Origin of the sequence: Bacteroides sp. OF03-11BH, from assembly GCF_003604005.1 — a bacterium.
Taxonomy (GTDB): domain Bacteria; phylum Bacteroidota; class Bacteroidia; order Bacteroidales; family Bacteroidaceae; genus Bacteroides; species Bacteroides ovatus.
This window is the reverse complement of the sequence record NZ_QTMW01000048.1, coordinates 22,913-41,719: the sequence shown is the minus strand read 5'-3', so window position 1 is coordinate 41,719 and position 18,807 is coordinate 22,913. Positions and strand designations below refer to the sequence as shown.

Below are 18,807 nucleotides of genomic sequence, written 5' to 3'. Positions count from 1 at the left end.
CCGAGCTATAACTTTTTGTTATACGGTGTCAGTATCGTCTAAGTGCCTCTTTTTATATGTTTTCTCTATCTTTCTATTGTTATATTCGCTAGAAGAAGAATCGCAAAATATCATTGAAGTTAGCCCATATCAACAGACCGAAGAGCAGAATCATGCCGGTCATCTGGGCGTATTCCATAAACTTGTCGCTCGGTTTGCGGCGGGCTATCATCTCGTAGAAGAGGAAGAGCACGTGGCCACCGTCTAATGCGGGGATAGGGAGGATGTTCATGAAAGCCAGGATGATGGAAAGGAAGGCTGTCATATACCAGAACTGGTGCCAGTCCCAGGTAGCGGGGAAGATGCTGCCGATCGTTCCGAAGCCGCCCAGCTGTTTGGCTCCTTCTTTTGAGAAGAGGTATTTCATGTTTCCTACATAGCCTTTCAGGGTTTTCACACCGAGGGAGACACCTGCGGGGAAGGATTCAAAGAAAGCATATTCTTTTTTTACCATAGGGAGCAGACGGTCTGTGACGAGACAGGCGGTTACACCCATCAGGTAGGCGGAGTCTACACGCATACTTAGCGTGTCTGTTGTACCGTTACGCACATAAGTCAGCGTGATTAGACGCGGATCTATGCTGTCTTTGAGCAGGGTTGCTTCGTTTTTCTTACGTTCTGCCATCGCTTCTTTGAAGTCGGAGAAAGAGATCGGGGTTCCGTTCAGGGCGATGATGCTGTCACCTGCCTGGATTCCTGCTTGTGCGGCAGGAGAGTTCACCATTACGCTGTCTATAACATACGGGAAACGGTAGGAGGCGAAGCGGACGCTGTCTGCCAAGAGACGTTGCATCAGGTCTTCCGGGATATAGACGGAGGCTTTTGCCCCGTTACGGATGACGCTTACTTCGCGTGCATCGGCAATCTGGCTCAACATGTCGCCGTCATAACGTTCGAAAGGAACACCGTCGGCAGAAAGGAGGATATCACCGTCCTGGAAACCTACCGCTTTGGCAGTCTCGTTGAATTCCATACCAAGAGGGGCTTCCTGTACCTTTATATATTGATCGCCCCATGCAAAAAGAATCATGGAGTAGATGAACAGTGCCAACAGGAAGTTGAACAGTACGCCACCCACCATTATCAGCAGACGTTGCCACGCCGGCTTGGAACGGAACTCCCACGGTTGTTCGGGTTGTTTCATCTGTTCGGTATCCATCGACTCATCAATCATGCCGGCTATTTTGACATAACCGCCCAATGGCAACCAGCCTACTGCATACTCTGTGTCACTTTTCTTGGGTTTGAACTTAAAAAGGGTGAACCAAGGGTCAAAAAATAAGCAGAATTTTTCTACACGCACCTTAAACAAACGGGCAAAAAGAAAATGCCCGCCTTCATGAACGATAACGAGCAAGGATAAGCTCATAATCAATTGCAGGGCACGAATCAAAAATGTTTCCATATAGTCTATTTACAGTTTAAAGCCTTCAACTAATTCTCTACCGAAGAGAGGATATAAAGGCTATTTTCAATTTATATTAATACTAATCAATTTCTTTATTTTCTTTGTTCATCAATGGGATGAAGCGGATCATATCAGACTGGCTGCTATTTTCCTTGCTTCCGCATCCGTAGCTACATAATCGTCGTATGTCGGATTGGCGATGAAGGCAACCCGTTCCATTGTTTTCTCTATTACGTCGCTCATGCCGAGGAAGCTGATGTCGTCTTTTAGGAAAGAGGCTACCACTACTTCATTGGCAGCATTGACGATACAGGGCATATTCCCTCCGCGGTACATCGCTTCGTAGGCGAGTGCCAGGTTGCGGAACCGTTTCGTATCGGGTTGCTCAAACGTCAGATTCGTGCATTGGGAGAAATCGAGTCTGTCGAAAGAAGAGCTGATACGGTCGGGGTAGGAGAATGCGTACTGGATGGGCAGGCGCATATCCGGCATCCCAAGTTGTGCCTTGACAGCTCCGTCTTCAAACTGCACCATCGAGTGAATGACTGATTGCGGATGCACCACCACTTCGATCTGGCTGGGCTGAACACCAAACAACCATTTGGCTTCGATCACCTCAAAACCTTTATTCATCATGGAAGCGGAGTCGATTGTGATTTTTGCTCCCATTTCCCAGTTGGGATGTTTCAAGGCTTGCGTCTTTGTGACGGATTTCAGCTGTTCCAGGGTGCAAGTGCGGAACGGACCTCCGGAGGCTGTCAATATCACTTTCTCGATCGGGTTACCCACTTCTCCCGCTAAACACTGAAAAACAGCAGAGTGTTCAGAGTCTACCGGCAGAATCGGAGTGCGATATTGTTGTGCCAACTGATTAATCAGTTCGCCCGCTACTACCAATGTTTCTTTATTGGCCAACGCAATCGCTTTCTTGGCGCGGATGGCGTTGATGGTTGGTTTTAGTCCGGCATAACCGACCATGGCTGTCAACACCATGTCGATGGGGCCTGCTTCTACAATCTGACAGATAGCGTCTGTGCCTGCGTACACTTTGATAGGCAGGTCGCTCAATGCTTCTTTCAGTTCGGAATACTTTTCTTCGTTGGCTATCACTACCACTTCCGGCTGGAACTTCCGTGCCTGGGCAATCAGTAGTTCCACGCGGTTGTTGGCTGTCAGCGCATAGGCTTCGTACAGGTCGGGATGTTCTTCGATGACTTGCAGAGCCTGCGTCCCGATGGAGCCTGTTGAGCCTAGGATAGCTATTTGTTTTTTCTTTTTGTTAGTCTCTATATTCATTTTTCTATTATCACTTAAAATACGATGTATTTTTCGGGATTCACCGGATGACCTTTATACCAAAGTTCGAAATGGAGGTGCGGCCCTGTACTAAGTGTGCCGCTGTTTCCTACCAGAGCGATGGCTTCCCCTCCTTTCACGCGTTCACCTTCCTTTTTCAGGAGGGAGCCGCAGTGTTTATAGATTGAAATTAAATCCTGGTTATGTTGTACGCCAATCAGATAACCTGTCTCGGCGGTGTATGTACTTAGGATGACGGTCCCGTCCATGGTTGCCAATACACTTTCGTTGGGATTGGCGGCGATGTCGGTGCCGTAATGTTTCTTCTCGGCATTGAAGTGGTCGGACACCATACCTCGTGTCGGACGGTATAAAATGAGTCCGGTCACGTCCGGTTGGGAAGTGATGGAGGTCAGGTTATATTTTTCATTCTCTTCATACTGACGGCGGAATTCTTCTTCCCGTTTGGTACGTTCCATCAGTGTGTCTTCGCGGGCAGTGGTCAGTGAATCGAGTGTCTGCACGCTGTCGATGGATACTTTTCCACTGAAGATATCCTGAATGTTCATGATGTAAAGATTCTGCTTGTTGAGCACTTGTTGTAAAGAGTCTACACGCAGGGCATTGTCCACGATTTGTGTACGGACTTCACTGTTCATGTATCCGGGAAGGTAGTTGCGCAGCGGGGTGAAGGTGATGATGCAGGAAGCGATCAGGAAAAGTACCGCCAGCACGCAAAGTAATACGGAAAGTCCATTGAGCTTGGATACGCGAAGTCCGACAATTTCTTCAAGTGTATTTTCATTAACGATCGTTAGTTTATACTTGAACTTGAAATTTTTCCAGAAAGCTTTACTTCGTCTTCTCTTTGGCATCTCGGGTATTTACTGTTTTTACTATTTACTATTTACTATTTTCAGTGGATGAGCGGCTCATCGTTTTATTCGTTCTCACCGGTCATCTTCCAATTCCTCCAGATTGAGCAACCCTTCGGGAAGTTCCACCGTGATGAGTTTCTGTTTCTGGTCTATTCCTACGATAAATTCCTCCTGGGCGGGAACGAGCAGTTCCTCTTCTTCCGCTCCTTCAACCACGAAAAGGGTGTTTACCGTAGTGGTATCTACATCTATGACTTCTCCCAGAAGTCCGTGATGGATGTCTTCCATCTGGAAACCGATAAAGAAGTTCCAGGATAATTCGCCATCTTCCGCTTCTTCGGCGTGTTTCACGGGGAAGTAGACTTCAATGTTGGTGAACATTCGGGCACGTTCGGCACTGTCGACTCCTTCCAGTTTCACCAAGGCGGTGGAGTCTGAACGGAAGCGGTATTCTTCGATGAAGAAAGGCACGAAGATGCCATCGAGCAGGCATATCAGATAATCGCAGTCCACACGGTCGAAAATATCGTCCGTGAAGGTAAACTGCAATTCGCCGTGGATGCCGTGCGGTTTATTGAATAATCCTATCTTGTATACTTCTTCTTTCTTTATCATATCCGGGTGATTCTGGCTCCGATAGCGTTCAGACGTCCTTCGATGTTCTGATAACCACGGTCTATCTGTTCGATGTTACTAATGGTACTGGTGCCTTCGGCGCTCATGGCGGCAATCAGAAGGGCGATACCGGCACGTATATCCGGTGAAGTCAGGCGGGCGCCGCGCAGCTTGAAGCCGTGGTTGTGTCCGATGACTACGGCGCGGTGAGGGTCGCAGAGAATGATCTGTGCACCCATGTCGATCAGCTTGTCCACAAAGAACAGGCGGCTTTCGAACATTTTCTGATGGATCAGTACGCTGCCTTTGGCTTGTGTGGCTACAACGAGCATCACACTTAGCAAGTCGGGAGTCAGTCCCGGCCAAGTGGCGTCGGCTATCGTCATGATGGAGCCGTCGATAAATGATTCTATCTGGTATGTTTCCTGTGCGGGAACGTAAATATCGTCTCCTCTTTGTTCGAGCTTGATGCCCAGACGGCGGAAGCTCTCGGGGATGATTCCAAGATTTTCGTAAGAAACATTCTTGATGGTAATTTCGCTTTTCGTCATTGCCGCCATGCCGATGAAGCTGCCCACTTCAATCATGTCGGGCAGTACGGTGTGTTGCGTGCCGTGCAGTTCTTCCACGCCTTCGATGGTGAGCAGGTTGGATGCGATACCGCTGATTTTGGCTCCCATCCGGTTGAGTAACCGGCAGAGTTGTTGCACGTAGGGTTCGCAGGCGGCATTGTAAATGGTGGTCGTACCTTTGGCAAGTACGGCTGCCATGACGATGTTGGCTGTTCCGGTGACAGATGCTTCGTCCAGTAGCATATAGCTTCCCTGAAGTCTGTCGGCCGTTATTTCGTAGATACCCCGCTCTTCGTCGTAGCGGAAGTCGGCCCCTAAATTCTGAATACCTACAAAGTGAGTGTCCAGACGGCGGCGACCGATTTTATCTCCTCCCGGCTTGGAAATCAATGCCTTGCCGAAACGTGCCACCATGGGACCTATAAGCATCACAGAGCCTCGCAGACTGGAACATTTCTTTAGGAATTCATCGCTTTCCAAATAAGCCAGGTCTACATTTTCTGCTTTAAAACTATAAGAATCAATGCCTTTCTTTGCAACCGTCACTCCCATCTCCCGCAAGAGCTGAATCAGGTTGTTGACATCAAGAATGTCAGGTATATTGTTCACCGTCACTTCCTCTGCGGTCAGCAACGTGGCACAGATTATCTGCAAAACTTCGTTTTTAGCTCCTTGCGGGTGGATTTCTCCGCTAAGCCGATGTCCTCCTTCGATTACAAATGAAGCCATTAATTTTTTTAGTATTAAGTATAAAGTGTTTTAGTATCTTCTTTTATTGTTTTGACGATTGTTGGTATAGTTCGTCTTCGGACGGTAGTTCTGATTCAGGCGTTCTGCCATCAGCCGGACGATATCGTCGGTCATTTGGAGTTCCCCGTTAGACAGTTCGTATAGGTCTTCGGCAATCTTTTTGTCGTCCACTGTATCTTTGTTCCATGCCAAGTAATCCTTTTTCATGTGGTTGCAGATAAGGGCAATCAGGTTTCTCTTTTCGTTTCCTTCAGGGAATTCGATCGCTTTTTTTATCAGTACTTCCAGCGTATGTCCGTAGTGACGGTAACGCATACGGGCAGTGGAGTAGGGGATATGGTCCGGGCGGGTCACCAGATTGTCCTTGCGGATGATTTCATACGGATAGTCAATATCCAGCTCAAAACCGGACATGATAGCCAGGTGGTCCCAAAGCTTGTGCTTGAAATCGGGTACATCACGCAAATGGGGGAACATATTTCCCATAATGTTGATGATGGTGTTGGCACAACGCTGACGTTCTGCACGATCCTGAATGGTCAACGCATAATCTACCATGTTCTGGATGCTACGTCCGTATTCGGGAAGCGGCATTCTTTTCTGTTGAGTATTGTATTGCATTTGTTAAATTAAAATTGAGAATTAAAAATTAAAAAATTAAAGAAGCTTTTTCGGCATGGAGGCAACGAATTCTTTCAGGTAGAAAGGTTCGAAGTAAGCCACGTCTTTATAGTCTTCATCGGCCACTGCTTTTTCTGCCAGTGGGAACATCATTTTAGCCAACGGATGGATATTGTCGATAAAATGTGCGTTCGGATGCGTGATCTGTTCGCGGCATTTGTCGGCTCCGTTTCCAAAGAAATAAACCGGTTGTTCGTTCAGGAACTCCAGGTAAGAGTTCTCATCTACGATGTCGGCGGCAACTGTACGTTTCACTTGTAGACGACGGTCATAGACGGCTGCATATACTTCCATGCGGCGGGCGTCGATCATCGGACAAAGCAAAGCGTTTTCGGGCAAGTCGTGATACAACAGCACCGGAACACTCAATACTTCCAGCGTCGGGATACCGATCAAGGGGATATTGCGCCCGTAACAAATTCCTTTCGCCATAGAAACCCCGATTCGGAGTCCGGTGTACGAACCCGGTCCGCAACTCACTGCAACGGCATCCAAAGGGATGGCATGACTGTCTATGAACGACAATGCTTCATCTACAAAAACTCCTAAAGACACGGCGTGTGAAGGGCCTTTCAAGTCTTCTTTCACAAAAATCGTCTGTCCGTCTTGACTGGCCGCTACCGAGCAAACAGAGGTAGAGGTTTCAATATTCAGTATACACGACATAAAAATCAGCTTATTAAATTGTCGCAAATTTACATGATTATTTCCAATTCTTAAAATATTCGTGTACTTTTGCACAAAACTTTAAGGTTATGATACAGTCTATGACAGGATACGGTAAAGCTACGGCCGAACTTCCTGATAAAAAAATAAATGTAGAAATCAAGTCGCTCAACAGCAAGGCAATGGATTTGTCCACTCGCATCGCTCCGGCGTATCGTGAAAAAGAGATTGAAATCCGTAATGAGATTTCTAAAGTTCTGGAACGTGGAAAAGCTGACTTCAGCCTGTGGATAGAGAAGAAGGAGGGTGCGGATGCTGCTCCCATCAATAAGGATGTACTGAAAAGTTATTATAGCCAGTTGGATTCGATAAGCCGCGAACTGGGGATTCCTTGTCCCGCACCGGAAGACTGGCTCCAACTATTACTCCGCATGCCGGACGTGATGACGAAAACGGAAATCCAGGAACTGACGGAAGAGGAATGGAGCATGGTGCATGCTACCATACTTGAAGCCATCAGTCATTTGGTCGATTTCCGCAAACAGGAGGGGGCTGCATTGGAAAAGAAATTCCGTGAGAAGATTGCCAACATCAACAGTTTGCTCGAACAGATTACTCCTTACGAGAAAGAACGTGTAGAGAAAGTGAAGGAACGCATCACTGATGCTCTCGAAAAGACGTTAAGCGTAGACTACGACAAGAATCGTCTGGAACAGGAACTGATTTACTACATCGAAAAACTGGATGTCAACGAGGAAAAACAACGTCTTAGCAACCATCTGAAATATTTCATCAGCACGATGGAAAGTGGTAGCGGACAGGGTAAGAAGCTTGGTTTTATCGCCCAGGAAATGGGTCGGGAGATCAATACGTTAGGCAGCAAGTCCAATCATGCTGAAATGCAGAAGATCGTAGTTCAGATGAAGGATGAACTGGAACAGATTAAGGAACAGGTACTGAACGTGATGTAAAACAGTATCTATCATTTTTAATTCTTAATTCTTCATTAAACTTATGACCGGTAAGCTAATTATTTTCTCTGCTCCGTCGGGTTCGGGCAAATCTACTATAATCAATTATCTGCTGACGCAGAATTTGAATTTAGCGTTTTCAATTTCTGCTACCAGCCGTCCTCCGCGTGGAACGGAGCAGCATGGGGTTGAATATTTCTTCCTTACGCCGGAAGAATTTCGCCAACGCATTGAGAACAACGAATTTCTGGAGTATGAGGAGGTGTATAAGGACCGTTATTACGGAACGCTGAAAGCGCAGGTAGAAAAGCAATTGGAAGCGGGTCAGAATGTGGTGTTTGACGTAGATGTGGTTGGCGGATGCAATATCAAGAAGTTTTATGGCGATCGTGCGTTGTCGGTGTTTATCCAGCCGCCTTCGGTGGAAGAATTACGCTGCCGGTTGGAAGGACGTGGAACGGATGCGCCGGAAGTGATTGAAAGTCGCATCGCTAAGGCGGAATATGAATTGGGTTTTGCTCCGCAATTCGATTGTGTGATTGTCAATGACAATTTGGAAACTGCTAAAGCGGAAGCTTTGAAAGTTATCAAAGAGTTTTTGGAACAATGAATAAGCAGAAAACCGGAATCTTCAGCGGATCATTCAATCCGATTCACATCGGACATCTTGCTCTAGCCAACTACCTTTGTGAGTATGAAGGATTGGATGAAATCTGGTTTATGGTGAGTCCGCAGAATCCTTTGAAAGCACAGGAGAAGTTATGGAATGATGAATTACGTCTCGAACTGGTAAAGTTGAGCATCAGTGACTATCCTCGTTTTCAGGCTTCAGATTTTGAGTTTCATTTGCCTCGCCCCTCATATAGCGTATATACGTTGGAGAAACTGCGTGAGGCATTTCCCGATCGCGAGTTTTATTTCATTATCGGTTCCGATAATTGGGAACGTTTTGGATATTGGTATCAGTCCGAACGTATCATTAAAGAGAATCAGATTCTTATTTACCCCCGTCCCGGCTTTCCCGTCAAAGAGGAGGAATTGCCGGAAACGGTGCGTCTTGTTCATTCTCCTGTATTTGAAATCAGTTCTACTTTTATTCGAGAAGCACTGGATGCAAGGAAAGATGTTCGATACTTTATGCATCCAAAGGCTTGGGAGGCTATCCAGTTTACTCCGTTAATCGATGAAGAGTAATAACGATGATTTCCGCCGGAGCGCCGACACGGATTGGTAATTTGGAGGTTCCTATTCCGTTTGTTATAATCAAAGGTATTTTTGCAGAATTATATGCCAGTCCGGTGATGAAACGATTGCCATAGTGTGAGTTAAGTGCCGGGGCAACTCCGAATACACGGACTTGTCCGCCGTGGGTGTGTCCTGCCAGGGCAAGGTCGGTGTTAGCTACTGAAACATCTTCGATGTAATCCGGAGTATGAACCAGTAAGATGACAAAATCTTTGGGAGAGAGTGCCAGAGTAGGCGATACTCCGTTGCGCCCCAGATCAAAAGGATTGCGCACTCCAGCGATAATGATCTGCTGCCCGTCTTTACGAAGCGTATCTACTTCATGTTCTAACGGACGCATGCCGTAATGTTTCATTGTATTCACAATATCGTCGTGGCAACGTTCGTAGTCGTTATTGCCCATTACCCCATAAGTGCCCATCGGTGTTTTTACGCGTGCCAGTGCGGAAAACAAAGGTTCTACATATTCACAACCTTCCTGATAGTCACCACCCATCAGAAGCACATCAGCCTTTTGAGCAATCAGCAGGCGGACAAGGTCGTTCAGACCTTTCTCTTTCAGCAGACTTTTGTAGTGTAAGTCGGAAATGAAAGCGATACGGAAACCTTCAAAGGCTTCGGGAACATCGCGGTGTGTAAAGTCATATTTTACTACACGGTCCACTCCGGTATAGACAGAAGATACATCTACGCTGGAAGAAGTGATTTTTGTTGCCCGCAGTACCAGATCCGACGATTCGTGTGTATCGGTAGAAGTCTTTTTCTTTGTATTCTGCTTTTTGTTTTTGGAAACATTCAGCTCTTTGAGTTGCGAGTGGTCGGGGGAGAATAACCCGGCTATGGCATTAGCCGTATCCGGATAAATAGAATCTGAATTTAAAACAGGGCGTGGCAAGGTAGCCACCATATTCTTTTTCGACTTACAGGAAACCAGCAAAAGCAATGTCAACAGGATAACAGGGTAGATTGTTTTTATTTTCTTCATCTTCTCTTAGTTTGAAGTTTTTCGGGGTGCAAAGATACGAAAAATCATGTATCTTTGTCCGTCAAAACTATTTATAATATATTAAAGTATGGAAGAAGTAAAGCGTAACTCGCTACAAGCATGGATATTAGCTGCACGTCCCAAAACGCTGACAGGGGCCATAACTCCGGTTATGATAGGTACTGCTCTTGCTGCAATGGACGGACGTTTTCACTGGTTGCCTGCACTGATCTGTTGTCTGTTTGCAAGTCTGATGCAAATTGCCGCTAATTTCATCAATGACCTTTTCGACTTCCTCAAAGGAACAGACCGGGAAGACCGGTTAGGCCCCGAACGTGCTTGTGCGCAAGGATGGATTTCTCCGCAAGCGATGAAAACCGGGATTATTATTACGGTTGCTCTTGCCTGCCTTATCGGCTGTACGTTACTCTTCTTTGCCGGGTGGGAATTGATTATCGTAGGAGTGCTTTGTGTGTTATTTGCCTTTCTTTATACCACCGGTCCTTATCCTCTTTCTTACAACGGTTGGGGCGATGTATTGGTGATTGTCTTTTTCGGCTTTGTACCCGTAGGCGGAACATATTACGTACAGGCGCTAACCTGGACACCGGATGTCACTATCGCCTCTTTAATCTGCGGACTGCTTATCGATACATTGTTGGTAGTCAATAATTATCGTGACCGCGAAGCGGATGCACGCAGTGGAAAAAGGACAGTGATCGTTCGTTTCGGCGAGAAATTCGGTCGCTATTTTTATTTGATGCTGGGGATTACCGCTTCTCTTCTCTGCTTGTGTTTCCTTCGTGAAGGTCATTTCTACGCCGCTTTTCTTCCGCAACTTTATCTGATCCCTCATTTCCTTACCTGGAAACGGATGGTGAAAATATACAGCGGTAAAAAATTAAACAGCATATTAGGCGAGACTTCGCGTAATATGCTGCTTATGGGTATTCTTATTGCAATAGGAATGTTGATAAATTGAGAATCATTTCCCGTACATCTTTTCGTAGTAACCCTGATAATCTCCGCTGGTAACTTCTTCCACCCAAGCTTGGTTGGCTAAATACCATTCGATTGTCTTTACGATACCGACCTCGAATTTAGTTTCGGGATACCATCCTAAGGCATTTGTTATCTTGGTGGGGTCGATAGCATAACGTTGGTCGTGTCCCAGACGGTCCTTAACGAAAGTAATCAGATCTTCGTTGATCCAGTCGATCGAAATATCTCCGTTTTCGTCTTTCACTTTCTTTTTGAGAACCTGACGATATTCGGGATTTTCTGCCATCAGACGGTGGATAGTCGAAATTGTCAGTTTCACGATTTCGAGGTTTGTTTTCTCGTTGTGTCCACCAACGTTGTACACTTCTCCGTCTTGACCTTCACGCACAACGAGGTCGATTGCTTTGCAGTGGTCTTCCACATAAAGCCAGTCGCGCACATTGCTACCGTCACCGTAGACGGGGAGATGCTTTCCTTCGAGGATATTCTTGATAATCAACGGAATCAATTTTTCCGGGAAGTGGTACGGACCGTAGTTGTTGGAGCAACGGGTAATCGTTACCGGCATTTTATAAGTGTCGTGGTAAGCCATTACCACCATGTCTGCACTTGTCTTAGAAGCACTGTATGGGCTGTGAGGACAAAGCGGAGTTGCTTCAGTGAAATACCCTTCGGCTCCCAATGAACCATACACCTCATCGGTAGATACCTGATGATAGCGTACACCTTTTCTCCAGGTCGGATATCCTTGTTCGTCTTTCCCCATTACCCATGCACGGCGTGCACAATCCAGTAAGTTCTGTGTTCCGAGAATGTTGGTAATCAGAAACAGTTGCGGATTTTCAATGCTGCGGTCCACATGGCTCTCGGCAGCGAAATTCACCACATAGTCAAAACGATACTCAGCAAAAAGACCGTCTACCACATCGCGGCTACAAATGTCTCCTTTGATAAAGACACAGCGTTCGTTGTCGATGTCTTTGGCAATCGTTCCTAAGTTACCTGCATACGTCAAAGCGTCCAATATCACGACTTTGATGTCGTTATGTTTGGCTAAGATGTACTTGATGTAATTTGCCCCGATAAATCCTGCGGCACCGGTCACTAGATAAGTTTTCATATTTTATTCTTTATGTTGATTTTAGGATTGTTTAGCCAATTCGATAAGGTACTTTCCATACTCGGTTTTTTCGAGCTGTTGACCCAGTAGAAGCAACTGCTCCGTCGGAATCCATCCCTGACGCCAGGCGATTTCTTCAATACAGCTGACGTAAAAACCTTGGCGGTTCTGAATAGTGGCCACGAAGTTGGAAGCTTCCAGCAGACTGTCGCAGTTACCCGTATCGAGCCATGCAAATCCGCGTCCGAAGAGTTCCACTTTCAATGTACCTTCTTCCAGATACAGACGGTTCAAGTCTGTTATCTCATACTCTCCACGTGCTGAAGGACGAAGAGCCGCTGCTTTTTCCGTCACACTGGCATCGTAGAAATAAAGTCCCGGAACGGCATAATTACTTTTCGGCACTTCCGGCTTTTCTTCCAGTGAAATCACTTTTCCCTGTTCGTCAAATTCCACTACACCATAAGCGCGCGGGTCTTTCACGTAGTAACCGAAGATGCAGGCGCCCTTTTCTATATTGGCAGCCCGGCGGAGCATGGCGGAAAAGCCCTGTCCGTAAAACATATTATCCCCAAGAATCAGACAGCCCGGTTCGCCGTTCAGGAAATCGGCTCCCAATACGAAAGCTTGTGCCAGTCCGTTAGGTTGTTCCTGAATTTTATAGGAGAAAGACATACCCAGTTCCTCACCCGTTCCCAACAAGTCGCGGAACATCGGCAAATCGCGTGGAGTCGAAATAATCAACACTTCGCGTATTCCTGCCAACATAAGTGTTGACAACGGATAATAAATCATCGGCTTGTCATACACAGGCATGATTTGTTTGGAAATCGCTTTAGAGAGCGGATAAAGTCGGGTGGCACTACCACCGGCTAGAATAATTCCTTTCATGTTCGTCTGAGTTATTCATTAACTGCGTGCAAAGGTCGGAAAGAATTCCGACGTGGCAAAATTTTAAAATAATTTTTCAATCTGGCAGGAACATTTATTTTATTTGTCCGCCAATTCGATGACTTCCAAGTCCTGAAAGGCCCCCTGGTTGATAACAAAACGTACCAAAGTCCGTACTTTGTGGAAACCGGACATGCCGGCAGCTCCCGGATTAATATGCAACATATCCAGCGTTTTATCATATTTCACCTTTAATATATGAGAATGTCCGCTGATAAAAAGTTTGGGCGGACGTGTCATCAGACTGCCGATGATGGAAGGATCGTATTTCCCCGGATAACCGCCGATATGTTTAATCAGCACTTCTGCACCATCTACCGTGAAACGGTTTATTTGCGGATACAGCTTTCTGATTTCCTGTCCGTCAATATTTCCATATACCGCCCGGAATGGACGGAAGGCGGCTAACCTTTCCGCTACTTCCAGCGAACCGATGTCTCCGGCATGCCAGATTTCGTCACATGGTTCAAAATATTCCAGATATTTCTCGTCCCAGTAAGCGTGAGTATCAGATAATAATCCAATTCTTGTCATAAATTTCTTTGTTTAATCCCACAAAGATACTATATTTGGAAAAATCTTAAAGCACATGGAAAGCAAATATAATTATTTCAAGCGAGATATTAGTTGGCTCTCATTTAATTATCGCGTATTGTTGGAGGCTCTGGACGAGCGTCTACCGCTCTACGAACGTATCAACTTCATCTCTATCTACTCTTCCAACCTCGAAGAGTTTTACAAAATCCGTGTAGCCGACCATAAAGCTGTTGCCTCCGGCGCTACGGAAAGTGATGAAGAAACCGTACAATCCGCCCGCGAACTGGTAGAAGAAATAAATAAAGAAGTCACCCGCCAGCTGGATGACCGTGTACGCATTTATGAAGAGAAACTACTACCTGCCCTGCGCAAGAATCACATCATCTTTTATCAGGACAGACATGTAGAACCGTTCCACCAGCAGTTTATTAAAGACTTTTTCCGGGAAGAAATTTTTCCCTACCTGCAGCCTGTGCCTGTATCCAAAGATAAAATAGTCTCCTTCCTGCGGGATAACCGCCTTTACCTGGCCATACGAGTCTATCCGAAGAAAGAAGGAAATGAAGGAACTACCAGTCTAACAGAATCCCGGCAACCTCTTTACTTCGTGATGAAGCAACCCTACGCCAAAGTGCCCCGCTTCATCGAACTTCCATCCCGCGAGAAAAACCATTACCTGATGTTTACCGAAGATATAATCAAGGCAAACCTCAACCTTATTTTCCCCGGCTACGATGTTGATTCCAGCTACTGCATCAAAATCTCCCGTGACGCTGACATATTGATTGACGACACCGCCAGCAGTGCCGACCTTGTCGCTCAACTCAAGAAGAAAGTGAAGAAACGTAAGATCGGTGACGTCTGCCGTTTCGTCTACGACCGTGGTATGCCTCATGACTTTCTGGACTTTCTGGTAGACGCCTTCCATATTCAGCGTGATGAACTTGTCCCCGGCGACAAGCACCTGAATCTTGAAGACCTGCGTCATCTTCCCAACCCGAACAAATCTCTTCACAGCCTCGAAAAGCCGAAGCCAATGAAGCTGACCATCCTTGACGAAAAAGAATCTATCTTCAACTACGTTGCCAAGAAGGACCTGTTATTATATTACCCTTATCACTCTTTCGAGCACTTCATCCACTTCCTGTATGAAGCCGTGCACAACCCGGAAACCCGTGAAATCATGGTAACCCAATACCGCGTAGCTGAAAACTCCGCCGTCATCAACACCCTGATAGCCGCCGCCCAAAACGGCAAGAAAGTCACCGTATTCGTGGAACTGAAAGCCCGTTTCGACGAAGAAAACAACCTTGCCACGGCCGAAATGATGCAAGCCGCCGGCATTAAAATAATATACAGCATACCCGGTCTGAAAGTACACGCCAAAGTAGCCCTTATCCGCCGCCGCGGACTGAACGGTGAAAAAATACCCAGCTACGCCTATATCAGCACCGGTAACTTTAATGAAAAGACCGCCACCCTCTACGCCGACTGTGGCCTTTTCACCTGCCGTCCGAAGATAGTGGCCGACCTCTATAACCTCTTCCGCACCCTGCAAGGCAAAGAAGACCCGAAGTTCACCACCCTTCTTGTCGCCCGTTTCAACCTCATCCCCGAATTGAACCGCCTGATTGATCGGGAAATCGCCCTCGCCGACGAAGGCAAACAAGGCCGTATCATCCTAAAAATGAACGCCCTCCAAGACCCCGCCATGATTGACCGTCTCTACGAAGCCTCCGAACACGGCGTACAAATAGACCTCATCGTCCGTGGAATCTGTTGTCTTATCCCCGGACAGTCATACAGTCGTAACATTCGTGTCACCCGTATTGTAGACAGTTTCCTCGAACACGCCCGCATCTGGTACTTCGGCAACGACGGCAAACCCAAAGTCTTCATGGGCTCCCCCGACTGGATGCGTCGTAACCTCTACCGCCGCATCGAAGCCATCACCCCCATTCTCGCCCCCGACCTGCGTGACAGCCTCATCGAAATGCTTAATATCCAGCTCGCCGACAACCAAAAAGCCTGCTGGGTAGACGACAACCTGCGAAATATATTCAAAAAAAGAACGCCCGGCACCCCCGCTGTACGGGCCCAATACACCTTCTATGACTGGCTAAACAAAACAAATAACTAAAAAACAACCAACTAATTAACTAACATAAGAATCCCATACCCGTGTCCTGCAACTTACAACGCCCCACACGGCCTTCCCGCAACGTTCCCGCTGCACATCCCCGTTATACGCCCTTACTACATGGCTTCCCTCGCAACAACCACACCGACCTCTCATGCAACCTCCCCCACAACGCCCACCCCGCACGCTCCTCCGGCCTACTTTTTTCTCTGTCAAGCGAGCCCCCGTAACGGAGCGTCAAAAAGGGCAGACTGTTTGAGCGTAGCGAGTTTCTGCCCTTTAGCGCAGTGCAGGGAGCGAGTAGGAGAAAAAAGTCAGCCTTGAATTTTTCTTTGCTTCTTTCTTTTGTTTCAAGACAAAAGAAAGACGATTACGAAACAAAAGAAAGACGATTGTAATATAAATGTAACATGTATGACACCTCCCTGCAACGTCAAATTCCGTCCTTTGCAGCCGGAAACAACATACACATATATTTATTATGGAGACTATTTATTTATGCATTATCATCTTCCTCTTTGTACTAGCTGTTTTCGATCTGATAGTCGGAGTCAGTAATGATGCAGTTAACTTTTTGAACTCTGCGGTAGGCGCCAAGGCCGCTTCGTTTAAAACCATTCTTTTCATAGCTGGTATTGGTATATTCATTGGCGCTTCCCTGTCCAACGGTATGATGGACATTGCCCGGCACGGCATCTACCAACCCGAGCACTTCTACTTTGCCGAAATCATGTGCATTCTGCTAGCTGTCATGTTGACCGACGTAGTACTGCTGGACGTCTTTAACTCTATGGGGATGCCCACCTCGACCACTGTATCATTAGTCTTTGAACTACTCGGAGGAACATTCGCCCTCGCACTTATCAAAGTGCACAATAGTGACACTCTTGCTTTGGGAGACCTCATCAACACCGACAAAGCCCTCTCCGTCATTATGGCGATCTTCGTCTCCGTCGCTATCGCCTTCTTCTTCGGAATGCTTGTACAATGGCTTGCCCGTGTGATCTTCACCTTCAACTATACGAAGAAGATGAAATACAGCATCGCCCTCTTTGGAGGTATAGCCGCTACTGCCATCATCTATTTCATGCTTATCAAAGGACTGAAAGACAGCTCCTTCATGACCCCTGAAAACAAACACTGGATACAAGACAACACACTGATGCTAATCACCGTTTTCTTTGTGTTCTTCACCGTACTGATGCAGATCCTTCACTGGATGAAAATCAATGTTTTCAAAGTCGTCGTAATGATGGGGACCTTCGCCCTGGCACTCGCTTTTGCCGGTAACGACCTTGTCAACTTTATCGGTGTTCCCCTCGCAGGTTTCTCCTCTTTCATGGACTATACCGCCAACGGAGAAGGAAATCCCAACGGCTTCCTGATGACCTCTTTACTGGGACCTGCCAAAACACCGTGGTATTTTCTTATCGGAGCCGGAGCCGTCATGGTCTATGCCCTCTGCACCTCTAAAAAAGCACACGCCGTAATTAAAACATCTGTCGACCTTTCCCGCCAAGATGAAGGAGAAGAAGCATTCGGAAGTACTCCGATCGCCCGTACAGTGGTCCGCATCAGCATGACACTTGCCAACGGAATCTCCCGGATAATGCCGGAAGGTAGCAAAAAATGGCTTGACTCCCGCTTCCGCAAAGACGAAGCAATCATAGCCGACGGAGCTGCTTTCGACCTTGTCCGCGCTTCTGTCAACCTGGTATTGGCCGGGCTGCTCATCGCCTTGGGAACCTCCCTGAAACTTCCCCTTTCCACCACCTACGTAACCTTCATGGTAGCTATGGGTACCTCTTTGGCCGACCGCGCCTGGGGACGTGATTCAGCCGTTTACCGTATCACCGGCGTATTAAGCGTCATCGGAGGTTGGTTCATCACCGCCGGAGCCGCCTTCACCATCTGTTTCTTCGTAGCTCTCGTACTCCATTATGGCGGAAACATCTCTATCATCGCCCTCATCGGTATAGCTGTATTCATCTTGATCCGTAGCCAGGTGATGTACAAGAAACGCAAAGCGAAAGAACAAGGTAACGAAACGCTGAAGCAACTGATGCAAACCACAGACAGCGCAGAAGCCCTGCAACTGATGCGTAAGCACACCCGCGAAGAACTTTCCAAAGTATTGGAATATGCAGAAACAAATTTCGAACTGACTGTCACTTCATTCCTTCATGAAAATCTGCGAGGATTGCGTCGCGCCATGGGGTCCACTAAATTTGAGAAACAGCTCATCAAACAGATGAAACGTTCGGGCACCGTTGCCATGTGTCGTCTCGACAATAACACCGTACTCGAAAAAGGACTTTATTACTATCAAGGCAACGATTTCGCTAGCGAATTGGTCTACAGTATTTCCCGCCTCTGCGAACCTTGCCTCGAACATATCGACAACAACTTCAACCCATTGGACGCCATCCAGAAAGGTGAATTCAGCGATGTATCCGAAGATATCACCTATCTGATTCAGCAGTGTCGTAAGAAAATGGAAAACAACGAGTACAACGACTTCGAAGAAGAAATCCGTCGTGCCAACGACCTCAACGGACAGCTTTCACTATTGAAACGTAAGGAACTGCAACGCATCCAAAGCCAATCAGGAAGCATCCGGGTGAGCATGGTGTATCTCACGATGGTTCAGGAAGCACAGAACGTAGTCACTTATACCATCAATTTGATGAAAGTAAGCCGTAAATTCCAGATAGAAACTGAAATGCCGTAAGGACGAAAAGCAAGGATCGTCCACTGAATAACGGACGAATCATACTCCGCACGGAAAGGACTGTCTGATAAACCCTGTTTACATAGGAGGGGGTGTATCAAACAGTCCTTTCTTTTTCAGAAATAGGTTTAAAAAAGCTCTATTCTTTAGTATTTGATCTGGTAAAATTGTATATTTATAGTCGATAAGATACTTGAGACGATTTTAGATGCAATGATAT

The 18,807-nt window shown here is 46.7% G+C and carries 17 protein-coding genes; 6 read left to right on the top strand and 11 right to left on the bottom strand.

All coding sequences use genetic code 11. The features are described from left to right. Positions 1–88: 88 nt before the first annotated feature. The 7 genes from rseP to tsaB form a co-directional block, all read right to left on the bottom strand. Complete coding sequence (gene rseP, locus DXA54_RS23385) at positions 89–1,444, bottom strand: RIP metalloprotease RseP (protein WP_008776346.1); 1,356 nt, start codon at positions 1,442–1,444, stop codon at positions 89–91. A gap of 129 nt (positions 1,445–1,573) precedes the next feature. Beyond that, complete coding sequence (locus DXA54_RS23380; RefSeq protein WP_004308958.1) at positions 1,574–2,743, bottom strand: 1-deoxy-D-xylulose-5-phosphate reductoisomerase; 1,170 nt, start codon at positions 2,741–2,743, stop codon at positions 1,574–1,576. Between the two features lie 14 nt (positions 2,744–2,757). Further along, the gene (locus tag DXA54_RS23375; RefSeq protein WP_004296794.1) at positions 2,758–3,618 is read right to left on the bottom strand and encodes a M23 family metallopeptidase; all 861 of its coding nucleotides are present in this window, start codon (positions 3,616–3,618) and stop codon (positions 2,758–2,760) included. Between the two features lie 75 nt (positions 3,619–3,693). Continuing rightward, positions 3,694–4,236, bottom strand: a complete 543-nt coding sequence (rimM, locus tag DXA54_RS23370; RefSeq protein ID WP_004296795.1) for a ribosome maturation factor RimM — start codon at positions 4,234–4,236, stop codon at positions 3,694–3,696. Next, on the bottom strand, positions 4,233–5,537 hold the full coding sequence (gene murA / locus DXA54_RS23365; RefSeq protein WP_004296796.1) for a UDP-N-acetylglucosamine 1-carboxyvinyltransferase: 1,305 nt from the start codon (positions 5,535–5,537) through the stop codon (positions 4,233–4,235). Before murA ends, rimM begins: the two co-directional genes overlap by 4 nt. A 30-nt stretch (positions 5,538–5,567) precedes the next feature. Continuing rightward, positions 5,568–6,179, bottom strand: coding sequence for a DUF4290 domain-containing protein (locus DXA54_RS23360; protein ID WP_004296797.1), 612 nt, complete (start codon positions 6,177–6,179; stop codon positions 5,568–5,570). Between the two features lie 36 nt (positions 6,180–6,215). Next, positions 6,216–6,905, bottom strand: a complete 690-nt coding sequence (tsaB, locus tag DXA54_RS23355; RefSeq protein ID WP_004306883.1) for a tRNA (adenosine(37)-N6)-threonylcarbamoyltransferase complex dimerization subunit type 1 TsaB — start codon at positions 6,903–6,905, stop codon at positions 6,216–6,218. Positions 6,906–6,994: 89 nt separating this feature from the next. On the opposite strand from tsaB, the gene DXA54_RS23350 reads away from it, so the two are divergent. The 3 genes from DXA54_RS23350 to nadD are packed head-to-tail and all read left to right on the top strand — an operon-like array spanning position 6,995 to position 9,070. Continuing rightward, positions 6,995–7,876, top strand: a complete 882-nt coding sequence (locus tag DXA54_RS23350) for a YicC/YloC family endoribonuclease (RefSeq protein WP_004296799.1) — start codon at positions 6,995–6,997, stop codon at positions 7,874–7,876. A 43-nt stretch (positions 7,877–7,919) separates the two neighbouring features. Then, positions 7,920–8,486 (top strand): guanylate kinase, encoded by a 567-nt coding sequence (gmk, locus tag DXA54_RS23345; protein WP_004306884.1) that lies wholly within the window; start codon positions 7,920–7,922, stop codon positions 8,484–8,486. Beyond that, positions 8,483–9,070 (top strand): nicotinate (nicotinamide) nucleotide adenylyltransferase, encoded by a 588-nt coding sequence (nadD, locus tag DXA54_RS23340; protein WP_004306885.1) that lies wholly within the window; start codon positions 8,483–8,485, stop codon positions 9,068–9,070. The genes gmk and nadD overlap by 4 nt, the downstream gene beginning before the upstream one ends. Here nadD and DXA54_RS23335 read toward each other — a convergent pair. Continuing rightward, complete coding sequence (locus DXA54_RS23335) at positions 9,045–10,106, bottom strand: metallophosphoesterase (RefSeq protein ID WP_120080814.1); 1,062 nt, start codon at positions 10,104–10,106, stop codon at positions 9,045–9,047. The two genes, nadD and DXA54_RS23335, sit on opposite strands and share 26 nt — an antisense overlap. Positions 10,107–10,194: 88 nt before the next feature. Between DXA54_RS23335 and DXA54_RS23330 the strand changes: the two genes are divergently transcribed. Further along, the gene (locus DXA54_RS23330; protein WP_004296804.1) at positions 10,195–11,088 is read left to right on the top strand and encodes a 1,4-dihydroxy-2-naphthoate polyprenyltransferase; all 894 of its coding nucleotides are present in this window, start codon (positions 10,195–10,197) and stop codon (positions 11,086–11,088) included. Positions 11,089–11,091: 3 nt separating this feature from the next. Here DXA54_RS23330 and rfbB read toward each other — a convergent pair whose 3' ends face one another. The 3 genes from rfbB to DXA54_RS23315 all read right to left on the bottom strand — a co-directional run bounded on the left by rfbB (position 11,092) and on the right by DXA54_RS23315 (position 13,713). Beyond that, on the bottom strand, positions 11,092–12,228 hold the full coding sequence (rfbB, locus tag DXA54_RS23325; protein WP_004308968.1) for a dTDP-glucose 4,6-dehydratase: 1,137 nt from the start codon (positions 12,226–12,228) through the stop codon (positions 11,092–11,094). 21 nt (positions 12,229–12,249) lie between these two features. Next, positions 12,250–13,119, bottom strand: coding sequence for a glucose-1-phosphate thymidylyltransferase RfbA (gene rfbA / locus DXA54_RS23320; RefSeq protein ID WP_004296806.1), 870 nt, complete (start codon positions 13,117–13,119; stop codon positions 12,250–12,252). A gap of 99 nt (positions 13,120–13,218) precedes the next feature. Further along, entirely contained in the window at positions 13,219–13,713 is a 495-nt protein-coding gene (locus DXA54_RS23315) for a metallophosphoesterase family protein (protein WP_008650393.1), read from the bottom strand. Positions 13,714–13,768: 55 nt separating this feature from the next. Here DXA54_RS23315 and DXA54_RS23310 point away from each other — a divergent pair, with 55 nt between their 5' ends. Together DXA54_RS23310 and DXA54_RS23300 are read left to right on the top strand one after the other, a co-directional pair. Then, positions 13,769–15,856, top strand: a complete 2,088-nt coding sequence (locus DXA54_RS23310) for an RNA degradosome polyphosphate kinase (protein ID WP_120080812.1) — start codon at positions 13,769–13,771, stop codon at positions 15,854–15,856. A 481-nt stretch (positions 15,857–16,337) separates the two neighbouring features. Then, on the top strand, positions 16,338–18,587 hold the full coding sequence (locus DXA54_RS23300) for an inorganic phosphate transporter (RefSeq protein WP_120080810.1): 2,250 nt from the start codon (positions 16,338–16,340) through the stop codon (positions 18,585–18,587). Positions 18,588–18,807: the final 220 nt, after the last annotated feature.